We start from the raw sequence: 18,050 nt of genomic DNA, 5'->3' as shown, positions 1-18,050 counted from the left end.
GCATTCGTTATATTTGACGGTTGAAGGCAAACCGTGCATCAGGAGGGACCTGCGTTGGATTCGGTGAACAAGGAACCGGTGCTGCAGACCGAGCCGAAGGAAGGGGTTCCCGAAGTCACCGACACCTTGGCTGGCTTCGAGCTCATCTGCGAACAATACACAGCGGTGAACACCCCACTGGCCGCCGATGCCGAAAGGGCCAGTGGGTACCGGTACGGCCACGAGGACTGGCTCATCCAATTCAAACGTGACGGTGCGCCGATAGCGCTGCTCGATCCGATCGCCCTCGATGAACAGGGTGTGGATTGGAATGCGTTCAATGAGGCTGTGGGCGACGCGGAATGGATTCTGCACGATTCACGTCAGGACCTCCCCGGATTCGCCCAGATCGGCCTGAAGCCGCGCCGGCTGTTCGATACCGAGATCGCCGCCAAGCTGTTGGGGCTGCATCGGGTCGGCCTTGCCTATGTGACGGCGCATTTCCTTGGCATCACGCTGGCCAAGGAGCATTCGGCAGCCGATTGGTCATACCGCCCGTTGCCTCGCGATTGGCGCAACTATGCCGCACTCGACGTCGAATTGCTCTCCGATCTCGAGCGGGCAATGACGCATGAGCTGAAACGGCAGGGCAAGTGGGAATGGGCGCAGGAGGAGTTCGATTATGCCCTGCACGAGGGATTGCGGCCTCCCAAACCGCATCCGGTGCCATGGATGCGCATCTCGCATATCAATGTGCTGCAACGCGACCGTCGAGGACTCGCCGTGGCCAAGGCGCTATGGACCGAACGGGACCGACTCGCCCGCGAATATGACATCTCGCCATCGCTGCTGTTGGCGGATGCCGCAATCATCGAAGCGGCGCAGAGGAAGCCGCACAATGCCAGTCAGTTCCGTGCAGTGCGCTCGCTCAACGAACGGGTGCGCATGCATCTGGGCAACGAGCAGGACAAGATGTTCGAACGCTATGCGCCCATCCAGCGCAAAGTCAAGCCGTCGCTATGGAAACGGACAATCCAGGAGGCGCTGGACCTGCCTTCCGACGAGCTGCCCGAGCTTCCCGGCAAAGCGGCTGGACACGGTGAGGATGTGGTGAATGCGCCACGGTCCGCGAAATTCTGGCAGACCCATGAGCCCAAACGGTACCGGCAGCTCCAGAGGTGCAAGGCCGTGCTGAACCAGATCTCGCAGGACACCCGCACTCCCCCCGACGTGCTGCTCAAGCCGCAGATCCTGCGCAACCTATGCTGGACGGACCATCCACATCGTCGTGATGTGGCCCAATTCCTTGCGCAACAAGGCGCCAGACCATGGCAGGTCGACTTGCTCAGCGAGTCGCTGACCCGCGCTATCATGTAACGGTTGCCCAAGGGGCAGTTGATATACCAATAGAACAGAACTTTCAGGAGCGCAAGCGTGAAAATCAGCGTAAGGAATCTTGAGCCGACCAAGGCTAAGCTCACCATCACCGTCGACCAGGATGAGTTCGATCCGTACCTCGAAGATGCTCGCAAGGAAATCGCCGAGCAGATCACCGTTCCGGGCTTCCGCAAGGGCCATGTGCCAGGCAAGCTCGTCGACCAGCGCGTCGGCTTCGGTGCCGTTGCGGGTGAGGCCGTGAACAAGGCATTGCCGGATATGTATGCCAAGGCTCTGGGCGAGAAGGACATCCGTCCGATGGACCAGCCGCAGATCGAGGTCGTGGAGATGCCGCAGAGCGCCGCAGACGACATCAAGCTCAAGTTCACCGCCACGGTCGAGCGTCGTCCGGAGTTCGAGCTGCCGAATCTCGAGGGCCTCGAGATTGCAGTGGACAAGGCCGAGGTGAGCGATGACGATGTGAACAACCGCCTCGAGACCCTCCGCCAGCGTTTCGCCACCCTCGTGGGTGTCGACCGTCCGGCACAGAAGGGCGACTTCGCCAATATCGATCTGACCGCACAGATCGACGGCGAGACCGTGGACTCCCAGGAGGGCGTGAGCTACGAGATCGGTTCGGGCACCATGCTCGACGGCCTCGACGAGGCGCTCGAAGGCCTGTCGGCCGGTGAGGAGACCACCTTCGAAAGCACGCTGGAAGGCGGCGACCATGAGGGCGAGAAGGCCCAGGTGAAAGTCAAGGTCAACTCCGTCAAGGCCGAGGAGCTTCCCGAGCTTGATGACGACTTCGCCCAGGAGGCCTCCGAGTTCGACACACTCGACGAGCTCAAGGCCGAGATCCGCAAGAACATCGAGGCCGATGCGGAGGGTCGTCAGGCCACGATCGCACGCGATGCGTTCATCGAGACCCTTGAGGAAGGCCTTGACATTCCGCTGCCGAAGGGTGTGCGCAACAACATGGTCGAGCAGCAGCTCAAGTCGATGGGCGTCGAGGCCGACAAGGCGACCTCCGATCAGAAGAAGGAGGCCGAGGAGGCCGTCGACAAGATGCTCAAGGACCAGATGGTGCTCGATGCCCTTGCCGAGAAGCTCGACGTGCAGGTCTCCCAGTCCGACGTGTTCAACTTCCTCGGCTCGATTGCCCAGCAGTACGGCATGGATCCGAACATGTTCATCCAGGCCCTCATGCGTAACGGCCAGATCGGCTCCGCCGTCGAGGAGGTGGCTCGTTCCAAGGGCATGCTCGCCGGCATGCGTCAGGTGAAGTTCACCGTTGACGGCGAACCGCTTGATCTGAGCGGCTTCCTCGGTTCCGAAGAGGCCGAGGCGCAGGCCGAAGAGGATGAGTCAGTTGCCGCAGCAGCCGCAGCAGCCGCCGTCGCCGACAACCTCACCTCGGACGACAGCACCGACGCCGAGTGATCTCATTTTCCTTTAAGACCCCTGCCCTCGGCGGGGGTCTTCCCATATCCGAACGTCTTTGGAGCACCCCCGATATGCCTACTCCCAGTGAACAAGATTCGCCCCCTTCCTCCTTCGCCCAGCCCCCACGCACGGAAGGCGAGGGACATTTCGACAACGATTTCGCGACGATGGCGAACACACGTGCCGATGCCACCGGTGAAGGCCGACCGCCGGTCGTTTCCCGCGCCTTCTCGTTGCTCATCTCCACACTGGTGCTCGGCGCACTCATAGGTATCTGCGCGGGGCTGCTCACATTGCTGCTCTATGCCATCGAACACCTGTGCCTGGGCTTCGTGGAGCATCCGGAACTGCCCGGCCCCTTTCTGACGCCGGCATGGAGGCGTGCGGCATCGGTGTTCGGCGGCGCATTGGTCGCTGCCATCGCATGGTGGGCCCTGCGCACGAAATCGAAGGCGGTCCCGTCGGTCAAACAGGCGGTGGCAGGCAGACTCATGCCTATCTGGCAGACGGTTGCCCATGTGCTGCTGCAGATCTTCATCGTCGGCACCGGTCTGTCGGTGGGCCGAGAGGTGGCGCCGCGCGAGCTCGGCGCCATGCTCGCCCAGCGATGCGCACGCATGCTGCGGCTGAATCCGACCGACATGCGCACAATCGTCGCCGTGACCGCTGGGGCCGGTCTTGCCGGTGTCTACAATGCCCCGCTTGCGGGTGCGTTCTTCGCCGTGGAGATTCTGCTCGTCGACGTCAGCGGCGGCACCGTGATCCTTTCATTCCTCTGCTCCACGCTGGCGGCTTGGGTGGCCACCCTCGTCAAAGGCACGCACACGTTCTATGTGATCGGGCATGTGGATGCGCACTTCTCGTGGGATCTCATGGTCTTCGCCATACCCGCCGGAGTGATTCTGGGCGTTTGCGGCGCGTTGTTCCGCAAAGGGTCGCAGTGGTCCGAGAGGAACAAGGCGCCCGGTGATGCGATTCTATGGATGCTGCCGCTCGCCGGTATAGTGACCGGCATCGTGGCGATCTGGATTCCGCAGGTGATGGGCAACGGCCGCGCCACCGCCCAGCTGGCATTCTCGGGCACGCCGACGATGTCGCTGATCCCATTGTTGTTGCTGTCATTCGCCGCCAAGGCGCTCATCACCCTGTTCACGATTCGCGCGGGCGCCTCCGGCGGCGTGCTCACGCCGGGCATCGCACTCGGCGCATCGATGGGATGCATCCTCGGGATCCTGTGGATGCAGATGACCGGCACGAACTCAATCGGCGTCTACGCGCTGCTCGGCGCCTGCGCTCTGCTCGCCGCCTCGCAGAACGCTCCGCTCATGGCGATGTGTTTGGTGATGGAGCTCACCGAGGCGCCGATGAACCTGTTCGTGCCGGTGGTGTTTATTTCCATGATCTCCCTGCTTGCCTCGCACGCGACGCTGAGTGTGGTGGAACGCCGGCCGGTGACTGTGCTCGGCTGACGTGCGAATCTGTTCGCCGTATTCGGCAGACGGGGAATAGATTGCCGGGCGAGCTGGTTTGTACACATAGGAAAATCTGCAAAGATTAAGGAGACAACGTGAGTGATTTGATCACGTCCCCTCGCATGGCTGGTGAAGACATGCCGGCGGGTCCGGCCGATCCGATTTTCAATCGACTGCTCAAGGACCGCATCATCTGGCTGGGTGAGGAGGTCAAAGACGATATGGCGAACCGCATCTGCGCGCAGATGCTCATGCTCGCCGCCGAAGATCCGAAGAGCGACATCTGGCTGTACATCAACTCGCCGGGTGGCTCAATCACCGCGGGCATGGCCATCTATGACACGATGCAGCTCATTGAGCCGGATGTGACCACGGTGGGCATCGGCATGTGCGCTTCGATGGGCCAGTTCCTGCTGAGTTCGGGCACGAAGGGCAAGCGTTTCCTCACTTCGCACGCCCGCGTGCTCATGCACCAGCCGTCCGGCGGCATCGGCGGCACGACCACCGACGTGCGCATCAACGCCGAACTCATCATGGACATGAAGAAGACCCTCGGCGAGCTGACCGCGGAACAGACCGGCCACACGATCGAGGAGATCTACCGCGACAATGAATACGACCACTGGTTCACCGCCGAGGAGGCGTTGGAGTACGGCTTCGTGGACAAGCTTGTCTCCACGCACGAGACGATGAACAGCGATAAGGAGTAAGCATGGTATCCGAAGAAGCACAGTTCGTCGCCAGGTCCGAGCGTCTCGCAGGCCCTGCAGGCATTGCCGGTTTCCAGCCCGCGGCTGCGCGTGACCGAGCTCTGGCCGCACAGAACCGGTACGTGGTGCCGGAGTTCACTGAGCGCACGCCTTACGGTATGAAGACACAGAACCCCTACACCCGTCTATTCGACGACCGCATCATCTTCCTGGGCGTGCAGGTGGACGACACATCCGCCGACGACATCATGGCTCAGCTCCTCGTGCTGGAGAGCATGGATCCGAATCGCGACGTGATGATGTACATCAACTCGCCGGGCGGTTCGATGACGGCCATGACTGCCATTTATGACACGATGCAGTACATCAAACCCGATGTGCAGACCGTGTGCCTCGGCCAGGCGGCATCCGCGGCGGCGATCATTCTGGCGGCGGGCACGAAGGGCAAGCGTCTCATGCTGCCGAACGCCCGCGTGCTCATCCACCAGCCTGCAATCGACCAGGGCTTCGGCAAGGCCACCGACATCGAGATCCAGGCCAAGGAGATGATGCGTATGCGCGAATGGCTCGAGAACACGCTTGCCAAGCATACCGGCCAGAGCCGTGAATGCATCTCCCGCGACATCGAGGTCGACACGTTCCTCACCGCCTCGGAGGCGAAGGAATACGGCATCGTCGACGAGGTGCTCGAGCATCGCTCCTGACGCAGCCTGACGAATACGGTAATCTGCGATCTGTTCTAGAATGACGGGTGCGTGCCCAGTGCACGTGCCCGTTTTTGTATGCATGCGGAATGAGGGTGAAGATGGGACGTGTGGTCAGCTATAACGACGGCGTGCAGCGCTGCACGTTCTGCGGCAAAAGCGAGCATGAGGTGCACCGTCTGGTGGCCGGTGCCGGCGTGGCAATCTGCGACGAATGCATTGGCCTCTGCGTGCAGATCCTGAGCGAGGAGAACGCCAAGGACTCGCGTCTCGAGGTGTTGAAGCTGCCGAAGCCCTCGCAGATTCGCGATGTGCTCGACCAATACGTGATCGGGCAGAACGACGCCAAGCGCACCCTCAGCGTGGCGGTCTACAACCATTTCAAACGTGCGCAGATCGAACGTCACGACGCCAACGCACACCGCCAGTTCGAACAGTCCGGGCTTGCGGATTCGGCACGTTCGATTCTCGATCCGCTCGATGAGGTGAGTGTGGCGAAGTCGAACATACTATTGCTTGGACCGACCGGCGTGGGCAAGACCTACCTGGCGCAGACATTGGCAAAGGCGATGCAGGTGCCCTTCATCATCGTCGATGCCACCTCCATCACCGAGGCGGGCTATGTGGGCGATGACGTCGAGATGGTGCTGTCACGCCTACTGCAGGCTGCCGACGGCGACGTGGACCGTGCACGATACGGCATCGTCTACATCGACGAGGTAGACAAGATCGCGCGCAAGAGCGGCGACAACACGTCGATGACCCGCGACGTCTCCGGCGAGGGCGTGCAGCAGGCATTGCTCAAGATTCTCGAAGGAACGCTCGTGCATGTGCCAGTTGACGGCGCACATAGGCACAAGGACGGCGAGACGGTGGAACTCGACACCAGCGACATCCTGTTCATATGCGGAGGCGCCTTCGTGGGGCTCGACGAGATCGTCTCGCGCAGGCTGGGTCGGCATGAAAGCGGTTTCGGGGCGTCGTGGCGTGTGAATCCGATTGACGAACACGAGATATACAGGCAGGTGAATGCCGAAGATCTGGCGGAGTTCGGCCTACTGCCCGAATTCATAGGGCGCCTGCCGGTGGTGTGCACGCTGGGCGAACTCACGGTGGACGATCTGAAGGACGTGCTCACCAAACCCACGAACGCGCTGCTCAAGCAATACCAGAAACTGTTCTCAGTCGATGGGGTCACGCTCACATTCACCGACGCCGCCGTCGAAGCCATCGCCAGCACCGCACTGGAGCGGGGAGTGGGTGCCCGAGGGCTCCGTTCGATCATCGAATCGATTCTCGAGGAGACGATGTTCGAATTGCCGAACATGGACGATGTGACCGAAGTGGTGGTGAATGCCGATTGTGTGACGGAAGGCGTGCCTCCGCAGATGGTCCGGCCCGAGCAGCGACGTGGGATCCATGCCCTGTGAATGCTGCCATCTTCACGATTTCGACACGCCGAAGTTGTGATTGACCATGAAACGTTGTATGTTAGTCGAGTTGCCTGAAGCAAGCAATTGCGCGAGTAGCCCAGCGGATTAGAGCAGCTGACTACGGATCAGCAGGTCGCAGGTTCGAATCCTGTCTCGCGCACTTGGCTATGTGAACTGTGTGCGAATGCGTGCGATTCAGATAGCATGCGCGAGTAGCCCAGCGGATTAGAGCAGCTGACTACGGATCAGCAGGTCGCAGGTTCGAATCCTGTCTCGCGCACAACAAGCCCTTGAACGTGCATACGCTCAAGGGCTTTTCCAATTGCACGCGGCGCGATGCTGGCCGTAACCCATTCGTGAACTGTGGTCTTGCCGCCGTAACATGGCGACGTTAAGCTGACCCACCGTATGGGAGAACAGACCGCAGCGACGGAGGGAAAGGGAATATGTACGATTTCGAAACCTGGCCAGAGCGGCACGACACGACTTCGGTGAAATGGAAGATGATCGAGACCGAGCTGGGTGCCGGTCATGAGGATGTGCTGGCGTTGTCGGTGGCGGATATGGAGTTCGTCACGCCGCCGGCCGTCGTCGAGGCGCTCGTGGATGCTGCTCGCAACGATGTATTCGGGTATGACTATGCCACCGACGAGTACTTGGCCGCCGTATGCGACTGGATGCGCCGCCGCCATGGTCTTGAGGCCGATCCGAAGCTCATCTCGCTTTCGGCGGGCGTGATGCCGGCGGTGAACACGGCGTTGCGTGCGTTCACCCATCCGGGCGACGCGGTGATCATCCAGCGGCCTGTGTACTACCCCTTCACGAACGCGGCCATGAACAACGGTCTGGAGATCCTCAACAACGCCCTGCTGTTTGATGGGGAGACCGGTCGGTATTCGATGGATTTCGAAGATCTGGAACGCAAGGCCTCCGACCCGCGCTGCAAGGCGATCATGCTGTGCAATCCGCACAACCCGGTGGGCCGTGTGTGGACGGCCGAGGAGCTGCGTATGCTCGGCGACATCTGCGTGGCCAACAATGTGATGATTCTATGCGATGAGATCCATGGCGATCTGGAACACCCCGGGTACGCCGTGACGATGTTCGGCACGTTGGGGGAGCGGTATGCAGACCATCTCATCGAGTTCACCGCACCGTCAAAATCATTCAACCTGGCGGGTCTGCTGTGCTCGAACGCGATCTTCCACAATGCCAAGGTGAAGCAGGAGTTCGACATCGCCGCGGCGAAAACCGGCGGCAGCACGGTGAATCATCTGGGCATGGTGGCATGCATGGCTGCCTATGCCCGCTGCGAGGACTGGTTTGAGGAGATGCTCGCGGTCGTGCGGCGTAATCTCGACACTGTGCGTGCCTTCGCCGACGCCCACGACGGCATACGGCTCATCGAGCCGGAGGGAACCTATCTGGCATGGCTGGATTGCCGCGGGCTGGGCCTTTCGAATGATGAGCTGGAGACGTTCATGCACGAACAGGCGAGGCTCTATTTCGACGAAGGATATCTGTTCGGCCGGGAGGGCAGTGGTTTCGAACGCATCAACCTCGCTTGCCCCATGCGTGTGATCGAACGGATGTGCAGGCAGCTCGACGCAGCGCTCTGCAAGCTGGGAGTGGCGCCCGTGGCTGCGGATTTTGCGGATTGTGTATGAGCGGGGGCGTCCCATTGGGCGTATGGCGGGTGAATGCGGCATAATGGATAGCTGGATATTGGCATAGGAGTACAGCGAGGACGGCATGAGCAACAGGCAGCGTGGAGTGTGGGCATCGATTCGGAAAGTGGCGACATCCGACCGCATATCGGGTCTCATTATGCTCGGATTCGCGCTGCTCGGTCTGGTGCTGGCGAATCTGCCGGCGACCTACCACTGGTTCGAGGAGCTTTCGCATTTCCATCTGGGCATTCCGGGAACCAATATTGACATGGGTTTGGGCCATTGGGCTCAGGACGGCCTGCTGACGATCTTCTTCCTGGTCGTCGGGCTCGAGCTGCGTCAGGAGCTCACCACCGGCTCGTTATCGAATGTACGCGCGGCCGCGGTGCCGATGCTCTGTGCGGTGGGCGGCATGTTGGTGCCGCCGGTGCTGTTCGTCGCCGTCATCTCACTGTTCTCGAACTTCGGTGCCGGAGATCCGGGCAGCCTCATCATCGCGAACGGTTCGATGTTCAGTTTTGCCGAGACAGCACACGGATGGGCGATTCCCACGGCCACGGACATCGCATTCTCGCTGGCGGTGCTCGCGCTGTTCGCCAAGGCATTGCCTGGCTCGATCCGTGCCTTCCTGATGACGCTCGCCACGGTGGACGATCTGTTGGCGATCATCCTGATCGCCGTGTTCTTCTCGTCGCTCAACGCCTGGTACTGGTTTGCGGGCATTGCAATCTGCGCGGTCGCCTGGTACTTCCTAGTGCGCATGAAGAAGGTGCCATGGTTCGGCGTGGCCGTCATAGGCATTCTGGCTTGGGTGATGATGTACGAGGCCGGCGTGCACCCGACATTGGCCGGCGTGCTCGTGGGATTGCTCACGCCCGCACGTGCCATGTACGGCGAACGTTCGCCGCGTGCCGAACGGTATGCCGACAAGCTGCAGCCGTTCTCGGCGTTGCTGGCATTGCCCATCTTCGCCTTCTTCGCCACTGGTGTGCACTTCGATTCGATCACCCCAATGTTGCTGGTCTCCCCGGTGGTCATCGCCATCATCGTGGCGCTGTTCGTGGGCAAGCCGCTCGGCATCATGGCCACCGCATGGCTGTCCACGCACATCGGCCCGTTTGCGATGCCTAAGGGACTGCGCGTGCGCGACATGTTCCCGGCTTCGATCGCCTGCGGCATTGGCTTCACCGTCTCCTTCCTCATCGCATCGCTGGCGTATGCGAATACTGAGCTTTCCGCGGAGGCCAGATTCGGCGTGCTTCTGGGGTCGCTAGTGGCGGCTGCGGTGTCGGCGGTGCTGCTGAGCCGGCAGTCGGCCAGATTCGCCCGCATGGACTCCGTCGAGGAGCGTTTGGCCACGATGGAACGCCCCCTTGAGGCCACGCGCACGCTCCGGGATGGCACCGTTGTGGTTTCCCAGACCATGGGTAGGGATGCCGAGCAGAATCTGGCGCAACTCAAGGAAGAAGACTCCCGCAGCTGAGGTGGCCATGTTACATGGCTGGGGTATGCACTCGCTACACTCGCAGTTGGAAATACACCACAGAACCGAAGGAGTGGTATGCAATCCAACAATGAGGAGAATGCGAACGGCGGCCAGATGATGAATCATGCGGAGGAACCGCTCGGACGGACCTATTCGCAGGGGCCGGTGTTGTTGCGCGGCAAGATGATTCCGAGCGAAAGCACCTCAGAACGCTTCCTGCGCAATGATTCCGACACGGATTGGCTGCATCGCGACCCGTGGCGCGTACTGCGCATTCAGGCCGAATTCGTGGATGGCTTCGGATCGCTGGCCGAACTCGGTCCTGCCGTGAGTATTTTCGGTTCCGCACGCATCAAGCCCAATACGAAGGACTACAAGGCCGCCGCCGCAATGGGCGCGAAGATCGCCGAGCGAGACATTGCCGTCATCACGGGAGGCGGCCCGGGCATCATGGAAGCGGCGAACAAGGGTGCTGCCAAGGCCGGGGGCAAATCGGTGGGTCTGGGAATCGAATTGCCGCATGAACAGGGACTCAACAAGTGGATCAACCTCGGCATGACGTTCCGCTACTTCTTCGTGCGCAAGACGATGTTCATGAAGTACTCGTCCGGCGCGATTGTTTGCCCCGGCGGCTTCGGTACGTTGGACGAGACCTTCGAGGCGCTCACGTTGGTACAGACTCAGAAGGTGGCGAAAATGCCGATTGTGCTCTTCGATTCCGCATACTGGCGAGGGCTGTTCGATTGGATTGACGGGCCGGTGCGTGAACGGGGCATGATCTCGAACATCGATCCCGATCTGGTGACGATCACCGACGACATCGACGAGGCCGTCGATGTCGCCACCAGCATGGTTCCCAGGCAGACCGGTGCGCACTGATCCATATGGCATGGTGGTGCGAATCACGGGAATCCAATTCCGATCCACTCCACCATGTCGAATTATTGCAATGTGGCGATGAGCATACCCCAGCCGGTCTGGGAGAGTGCGGAGATGAAGCGGTCGTCATCGGTCACGGCGTCGATGAGTTCACGCATGGCCACGGCCTTGTCGCCGCGATCCGCCGGGTTGGTGAGACCGCCTTTGGAATCCGGCGATTCCATGGCCAACACATCGGTGAAAATGATCACGCCATGTCTGCGCAGCAATCGCGGTGCCTGCTCGTAGGCGGCAGGGTAGTTCGAGGCATCGCCGCATACGACGATGAGATCGTAGTCGTCGCCGTTGAGACGCGACAAGAATTGGGTTGGATCTGCGTTGACGGTGCGCAGCGTGGCTCGGGTCATCGTGGCGGCGGTGCGGAAGAGTCTTTTGATCTGGCTATGACCTTGAGGTGTGGAGTCGACGGCAGTGAGTTTGTCGTCGTCATTGAGTGAACATGCGATTCGAGCCGTCTGTACCAATGATCCGGTGCCGATCACAATGACCGACGATGCACCGGACATCGTCTTGAACATGCTGAGCATGGCCCCTTCGCATGCGGAGACCGAAGGGTCGTTGTCTTCCTGCATCAGCATGCGCGCCTCATGCACCAGGTCGGGTTCAAGCGCGAATTCGCGGGTCTCGATCCAATCCCATGCCCGCGCATGGTTTTCGAATGACGTTCTGTCCATATTCATTCTTCCTTACCGCTCTTTCACCTGCGCAATGAGTTGCCAGATCTCCTCGCCCACGTCAATGCCGCGGGGGCACTGCCTGGAGCATGCCCGCACCGATTGGCATGCCTGCACACCATCGGCGGTGTCAAGGGCCTCAAGGCGTTCCTCGGTTGCAGTGTCGCGCGAATCGTTGATGAATCGCGCCTGATTGATGAGCGCCGCCGGGCCGATGAACGCCTCACCACCGGCATAGACCGGACATGCCCCTTCGCACACGCCGCAGGCGATGCAGTTGCTGAGCAACTCATATTTGGCCAGTTCCTGTGGATTCTGCAGATACTCCAGCACATCCACCTTGCCGTCCTCACGGGTCTTGATGGCATTGTGGTGAATGAGGTAGGGTTTGAGACGGCGAATCTGTTCAAGCATCGAATCGATGTCGGCAACAAGATCGCGCTTGACCGGGAAGCCGGGAAGTGCAGCGAGTTCGATGACACCCAGATGATCCCCTTCGTCGATCTGATGGGCGAGGTCCTCCTCGAATGCGTTGACGTCGTTTGCGTCGTCGACATCGCCGGTACGGCGGAATCCCTCGTCGTCGGGGTAGGAGATGTTGGGTAGCCGCTGCACCCAATCCTTCACTTGTGCCGTGCACAGCAACGTGGGTGTGCCGTTGACGGCGACGGCATCCGAACCGCACATGCCGTGGCCGCAGGAATAGCGGAACGCCAGTGTCGGGTCGATATCGCGTTTGATGGTGAGCAGACAGTCGAGCAACGTGTCTTCGGGACGCACGAGCAACTCGTATTCCTGCACCCAGGATTTGCCGCGTGGCCTGCCGGCGCGTGCGGAATCCGCGAACGGCGAGCCGCCGCGTCTGCCGAACGGACTCGACGAATGTCGGCGCTCCCGTTCGGGGCGCGGGGTGAAGCGGTGCACACGCAATGTCACCGTCGCTTGGATGACGGGGGATGGGAAGCTCATGCAATGCCTTTCCACAGTGTCGAATACTGTCTCATATTGTATATGCGCGCACATGCAAAAGCCGTGACCGGCGCAACATTCTCACGGTTGCGCCAGTCACGGCTGGAATCAGTACGAGCGCGAGCCTGGTTCGATGTCCACGATGTTCACCGGCGCCCAGCTGACGTCGCCGTTGAGGTTCACGAATGAATGCCTGAGATATTCGGCATCGTTACGCTCGGGGAAATCGCTGCGATAGAGCGAGCCGCGGGACTCCTCGCGGGCGCGTGTGGCCTCGAGCATGGCCAGCGCGAGCTCGCAGAGATGACGCGCCTCGAGAATCGCGGTGATCTCCTGGTTGAACACTTTGGAATCGCCATGGGCATGCAGTAGTTCGGAACGTGGAATGAGCTCGTTTCGCAATCCGGCCATTGCCTTGTCGAGCAAGGTGGCGTCGGTGGCCACGGCTGCATGCGCTTCCATGAAGGTGCCGAGATCGGCGATGAGCGCATAGGCGTTGTCGCTCTGCGGCGTTTCCTCTGCAGAGTCAGCGGATTCGAGCAGTGTGTCGATGATGCCTTTGCGTCGATTCGACGCGTCGACGAGTTCTTGTGCAAGGGCGTGCGTGTCACCTTCCACATCCGATGCGGCAACCGGATCGGCCGCCACTCGGGTGGCGATGGAGCGTCCGGCGCGAGTGCCGAACAGGCATGCGTCGAGCAGTGAGTTTCCTCCAAGGCGATTGGCTCCGTGCACGCTGACACACGAGCATTCGCCCGCCGCATACAGTCCCGTTATAATCTGTCGCCCGTCGGCTGCGGGAATGTAGACTTCGCCATCGACGGTGATTGGAATGCCGCCCATCGTGTAATGCGCGGTCGGTTTGACCGGCACGAGGTCCGTGGCGGGATCGAGCCCGGCATAATCCCGGATCGTTTCGACCACCTGTGGTAGCACCTCATGCATTCGTGTGGCGTCGATGCCGGTCATATCGAGCCATACACAGTCCTTGGGCGCTTCCGGATCCTTCGGGTCGGCGACGCCCCGCCCGGCCATGACCTCGCTGCGAATGGCCCTTGAGACCACATCACGTGCGGCCAGGTCCTTGTGTTCAGGCGCATAGTGTTCCATGAACGCCTCGCCCATGGCATTGCGCAATACGCCGCCTTCGGCCCGCGAGGCCTCCGAGAGAAGGATTCCGGTGTGCGCCAGGCCAGTGGGATGGAACTGCAGGAACTCGGTGTCTTCAAGATCAAGGCCCGCCTGCAAGGCCAATGCCATGCCATCGCCAGTGAGATCGTGGGAATTCGACGTCGTATGGAACAGGCGTCCGGCACCGCCGGTCGCCATGAGCACGTTGCGCGCGGCGATGGCATGGGTCGTGCCGGTGGCGACGTCGTAGGCGACCACACCTTCGCTGGCCGTATGATCGGCGTTGAGTACAAGATCGGTCACGTACCATTCCTCAGCGAATGCAACGCCCTGTGCCACGCATTGCTGCCAGAGGGCGAACAGAATCTGGTGGCCCACCCGGTCGGCGGCATAGGCGGCGCGTTTGACCGGGGCTTTGCCGAAGTCGCCGGTATGGCCTCCGAAACGCCGTTGGGCGATTCTTCCATCCTCGGTACGGGAGAAGGCGACTCCGTCATGCTCCAGGTCACGTACGGTGCGGGCGGCCTCCTTGGCCAACAACTTGGCGGCATCCTGATCGACGAGCCAATCGCCGCCTTTCACGGTGTCGTAGTAATGCCATTGCCATTCGTCGGGTTCCATGTCGCCGAGGCTGGCGGCTATGCCGCCTTCGGCGGATCCGGTATGCGATCGCAGGGGTTGCAACTTGGAAATCACCAACACCTTGGGCTCGATGCCCCGATCCCTGAGATCAGCGACCTCCTGACTGCGGTAGAATCCCAGCGCTGCGGACAGACCGGCCCCGCCCGCACCCACGATCACCGCATCATACATGTCTTCAACCTTGGTTGGACTCATACCTCGATTCTGCCATAGGGCCTGACGTTTATGGTCTGAGGCTCGGTGCATGGGTCTCATGGCACAGTTGCTCGATATCCGAGGTGCTGGAGAGCAACGACGCCTGCTGGTCGGCGATGAGCCTGTTGCACCCAGCATGCGCGGGTGTCGTGATCTCGCCCGGCACTGCGAAGAGCCTGCGGTTCATCTCGTTCGCCCAGCCTGCCGTATTGAGCGCTCCGGAGCGCAGCCGGGCCTGTGCGACCACGACCGAATAGGCCAGTGCCGCGATCAGCCGATTGCGCAGCAGGAACCGGCGTGGCTCCGGTATCGTGCCCGGGGTGCATTCCGACACCAAAGCCCCATGCTGGGCGCAGATCTGCTCGAAGAGCCGCATATTCGTGGTGGGTCCACAATGGTCGAGTCCGCCGGCGAATATCGCCACGGTTCTTCCGGCCACTTTGGCTCCGAGCTGATTCATGGCCTCGAGCGCTCCCCAATGCGACGCGGCATCGATGCCCATGGCACCGCCGGAAACGACGAGATGGCCATTCATGGCCGTCTGGCAGGCCAGGGTTCTCGCAACGTGGCGCCCGTATTCATTCATGCCACGCGAACCCACTACGGCCACAGGGCGATCACATGATGTGAGGGCCATTGCGTCGCCCTGCACCCACAAGGCAAGTGGAGGCGCCCAATCAGAGCGCACGTCGAGGTCCTCCAACGACTCTGGCCAGTAGGGCGAACCGGGAATGACAACGGTATAGGCGCCTTGTCCGGTGAACAGAGCGAATAGCGCATCCGGGTCGAAGGTCGGCAGCTGCAGCAGGCGGCCGACCCAGCGTTGTGAGGCCAGCTGGAAGGAGGCCACGCCTTCGCTGCGCGCCTTGCGGCCCCAGCGTGCCGTGCCCAGAATGAACATGCATTCCAAGGTGTTGCGTGCACGTCGCTGTTCTTGTTCGGTGGCGGCGCATGCAACCATGAGCAGCGCACGCAGTGCCTCCACGCCTGGATGTTCGCTGTCGCATCCCTTCAGCAACGAGGTCATGAGTGCATTGGCACATTCGCTGCAGTGGGTCAGCAACATGCGGGCGAGCGCTTCGTCGTCGGACTGCAGCAGCGCCTTGGCGCTCAACGTGGGTTGTGCGGGTGCCGCGTGTGATTGTGACGTGGTCTGATGGGTGATGGCGGTCATGTCTTCTCCGTTTCAAGGTGGGGCCGAGTAGGTTCAGTTGACTTCAGTGGTGCGCAACGAGAGCGCGCGGTCGACATCGTCGAGGTTCGGACTTGTACGTCCATCGAGATCGCAGATGGTCCATGAGAGCTTCATCACGCGGTAGGCCCCTCGCAGACTGATCTGATAGGAGGAGAGCGCCTGGTTCACCACGGCGAGCACACGGTGGGGGGTGTGCTCCCGTAACCACGACCCTGCAGCCTGGGCATTGCTTGTCCAGCCGAATGGTCGGAATCGCTCCACCGCCATATCCCGTGCAGCGATGACCTGTTGGCGGATGCGCTCGCTGCTGTCGCCTTCCGGTAATTGCCGGGAGCCTATGTGGGAAACGGGGCACACCTGCAGCTGCATGTCGACGCGGTCGAGAATGGGGCCGGAGAGTCGGCTGAAATACCGTATGCGGTCGCGTTCCCTGCAGGTGCAGCGTTCGCCGGTGCCATACCCGTAGCCGCATGGGCATGGGTTAGCCGCCATGATGAGCTGGAATTGCGCGGGGAAGATTGTGATGCCCTTGGACCGTGACACGGCGATATACCCGGCCTCCAACGGTTCCCTGAGCGATTGCAGCGCGCGTGGCGCGAATTCAGGCGCCTCGTCGAGGAACAGCACCCCATGGTGGGCGCGTGTCACCGATCCCGGTTCTCCCAGACCGGTGCCTCCTCCCACCAATGAGGCGACGGAGGCGGTGTGGTGCGGAGCCTCGAATGGTGGCATGCTGTCGATGCCGTGGGTGCCCAGCTGACCGCAGAGCGAGCGAATGGATGCCACTTCGAATTGCTGTTGTTGGTTCAGCGGGGCGAGTATGCCAGGGAAGCGTGAGGCGAGCATGGTTTTGCCCATGCCGGGTGGTCCGGTCATGAGCACATGGTGTCCTCCGGCTGCTGCGATCTTCAGCGCCTCCTTCGCGTCGTGCTGGCCCACCACTTCGTTCATGTCGCCGACAGGCAGCAGATTGCCTTCCGGCAGGTCGCGTCTTCGGGCGTCCACATGAATCTCATGGACCGTGTAGTTGGCACGACCTCCGAACAGTTCGATGAGTTCACCCAGATGCGAGACGTACATGACATCCAAGCCGTCAACCAGTTCAGCCTCATCGCGGTTGGCACGGGGAACCACGACGCGGTTCATGCCGTGCTCCTTCATATGCAGCATGATTGGCAGCAGGCCGTTGATGGGCAGCACCGTGCCATCGAGGTTGAGCTCGCCGAGTAGCACAGTGTTGTCCAACGCGTCGGGCTCTATGAATTCCGAGGCGCTGAGCACACTGGCGGCGATGGCGAGATCGTGTGAGGAACCTCGTTTGGGCATCGAGGCCGGCGACATGTTGACGGTCACCCGGGTCTGGGGCCATTTGAAGCCGCTTGCGGTGCATGCCGATTTCACGCGCTCTCTGGCCTCGCTCAGCGACGCATCGGGCAGCCCGATGATGGAGAAGAACGGCAGGCCAGGAGAGATGAATGCCTGCAACTGTATCACGAAGGCCTTGAGCCCCACCAGACCGACTGACAACGCTGTTCCCAGAGCCATCAGAACGCCTCCGGCACATGATGAATGAAGACGTCGGTGGGTGTGACGGTGACGGCGATGACATCGAAACGCACTCCGATGTGGCGTATGGTCGATCCATGCTCACCGAGCCAGCATATTGCGGCCCGACGAACACGCATCTGTTTGGCAGCATGCACTGCCTCCTCGGGGATGCCGCATGATGTGGATCTACGCGTCTTGACCTCGACGAATACGATGGTGCTGTGCGAGGTAAGCGCGATGATGTCAATCTCACCGAACCGGCAGTGCCAGTTGCAGGCCAACACGTGCCAATGATGTTCGATCAGCCATGCCCGGCAAAGCCGCTCTCCCCGGGAGCCGATCTGCCGGGCGGTGAGGTCCGGGGCCAAGAGCATGGCCTTGCATTGCTCGAGGGTATCCGCGTCCACGACTGTCTGTGTGGGTATGGTCGCCAGTGTCGGCGATGTGCTGTTGTGCTGTGATGTAATGTCCATGCTCCAA

The 18,050-nt window shown here is 61.2% G+C and carries 14 protein-coding genes, 2 tRNA genes and 1 pseudogene; 11 read left to right on the top strand and 6 right to left on the bottom strand.

Features of this window, described 5'->3' with window-relative positions:
• Positions 1–54: 54 nt before the first annotated feature.
• The 11 genes and pseudogenes from BANAN_RS05355 (at position 55) to BANAN_RS05305 (ending at position 11,156) form a co-directional block, all read left to right on the top strand.
• Positions 55–1,356 (top strand): HRDC domain-containing protein, encoded by a 1,302-nt coding sequence (locus BANAN_RS05355; RefSeq protein ID WP_014697903.1) that lies wholly within the window; start codon positions 55–57, stop codon positions 1,354–1,356.
• A gap of 57 nt (positions 1,357–1,413) precedes the next feature.
• The gene (tig, locus tag BANAN_RS05350) at positions 1,414–2,799 is read left to right on the top strand and encodes a trigger factor (protein WP_014697902.1); all 1,386 of its coding nucleotides are present in this window, start codon (positions 1,414–1,416) and stop codon (positions 2,797–2,799) included.
• 74 nt (positions 2,800–2,873) lie between these two features.
• Positions 2,874–4,271, top strand: a complete 1,398-nt coding sequence (locus BANAN_RS05345) for a chloride channel protein (protein ID WP_014697901.1) — start codon at positions 2,874–2,876, stop codon at positions 4,269–4,271.
• A 125-nt stretch (positions 4,272–4,396) separates the two neighbouring features.
• A complete protein-coding gene (locus BANAN_RS05340) occupies positions 4,397–4,984 on the top strand; it encodes an ATP-dependent Clp protease proteolytic subunit (RefSeq protein ID WP_041777024.1) in 588 nt (195 codons plus the stop codon).
• Between the two features lie 2 nt (positions 4,985–4,986).
• Positions 4,987–5,688 (top strand): ATP-dependent Clp protease proteolytic subunit, encoded by a 702-nt coding sequence (locus BANAN_RS05335; RefSeq protein ID WP_014697899.1) that lies wholly within the window; start codon positions 4,987–4,989, stop codon positions 5,686–5,688.
• 101 nt (positions 5,689–5,789) lie between these two features.
• Complete coding sequence (gene clpX / locus BANAN_RS05330) at positions 5,790–7,118, top strand: ATP-dependent Clp protease ATP-binding subunit ClpX (RefSeq protein WP_014697898.1); 1,329 nt, start codon at positions 5,790–5,792, stop codon at positions 7,116–7,118.
• Between the two features lie 89 nt (positions 7,119–7,207).
• Positions 7,208–7,281, top strand: a tRNA-Arg gene (locus BANAN_RS05325).
• Between the two features lie 46 nt (positions 7,282–7,327).
• Positions 7,328–7,401 (top strand) — tRNA-Arg (locus tag BANAN_RS05320).
• A gap of 166 nt (positions 7,402–7,567) precedes the next feature.
• The gene (locus BANAN_RS05315; RefSeq protein WP_014697897.1) at positions 7,568–8,788 is read left to right on the top strand and encodes a MalY/PatB family protein; all 1,221 of its coding nucleotides are present in this window, start codon (positions 7,568–7,570) and stop codon (positions 8,786–8,788) included.
• 85 nt (positions 8,789–8,873) lie between these two features.
• Positions 8,874–10,122, top strand: a pseudogene (gene nhaA, locus BANAN_RS05310) (Na+/H+ antiporter NhaA); the annotation flags it as partial.
• Between the two features lie 230 nt (positions 10,123–10,352).
• Entirely contained in the window at positions 10,353–11,156 is an 804-nt protein-coding gene (locus tag BANAN_RS05305) for an LOG family protein (protein WP_014697895.1), read from the top strand.
• 62 nt (positions 11,157–11,218) lie between these two features.
• Here BANAN_RS05305 and BANAN_RS05300 read toward each other — a convergent pair whose 3' ends face one another.
• The 6 genes from BANAN_RS05300 to BANAN_RS05275 all read right to left on the bottom strand — a co-directional run bounded on the left by BANAN_RS05300 (position 11,219) and on the right by BANAN_RS05275 (position 18,043).
• On the bottom strand, positions 11,219–11,890 hold the full coding sequence (locus BANAN_RS05300) for an O-methyltransferase (RefSeq protein ID WP_014697894.1): 672 nt from the start codon (positions 11,888–11,890) through the stop codon (positions 11,219–11,221).
• Between the two features lie 12 nt (positions 11,891–11,902).
• Positions 11,903–12,859, bottom strand: coding sequence for a succinate dehydrogenase/fumarate reductase iron-sulfur subunit (locus BANAN_RS05295; RefSeq protein ID WP_014697893.1), 957 nt, complete (start codon positions 12,857–12,859; stop codon positions 11,903–11,905).
• A 108-nt stretch (positions 12,860–12,967) separates the two neighbouring features.
• On the bottom strand, positions 12,968–14,827 hold the full coding sequence (locus BANAN_RS05290) for an FAD-binding protein (protein ID WP_014697892.1): 1,860 nt from the start codon (positions 14,825–14,827) through the stop codon (positions 12,968–12,970).
• Between the two features lie 28 nt (positions 14,828–14,855).
• The gene (locus BANAN_RS05285) at positions 14,856–16,001 is read right to left on the bottom strand and encodes a DNA-processing protein DprA (RefSeq protein ID WP_014697891.1); all 1,146 of its coding nucleotides are present in this window, start codon (positions 15,999–16,001) and stop codon (positions 14,856–14,858) included.
• 33 nt (positions 16,002–16,034) lie between these two features.
• Positions 16,035–17,567: a YifB family Mg chelatase-like AAA ATPase gene (locus BANAN_RS05280; protein WP_014697890.1), complete on the bottom strand. Its 1,533-nt coding sequence runs from the start codon at positions 17,565–17,567 to the stop codon at positions 16,035–16,037.
• Positions 17,567–18,043 carry a YraN family protein gene (locus BANAN_RS05275; protein WP_014697889.1) on the bottom strand — a complete coding sequence of 159 codons (477 nt, stop codon included), beginning with the start codon at positions 18,041–18,043 and terminating at the stop codon, positions 17,567–17,569. The genes BANAN_RS05280 and BANAN_RS05275 overlap by 1 nt, the downstream gene beginning before the upstream one ends.
• Between the last annotated feature and the right edge of the window lie 7 nt (positions 18,044–18,050).

Source organism: Bifidobacterium animalis subsp. animalis ATCC 25527 (assembly GCF_000260715.1).
Lineage (GTDB): Bacteria > Actinomycetota > Actinomycetes > Actinomycetales > Bifidobacteriaceae > Bifidobacterium > Bifidobacterium animalis.
The sequence above is the reverse complement of the archived record's forward strand: the minus strand, read 5'-3'. Positions and strand labels throughout refer to the sequence as shown.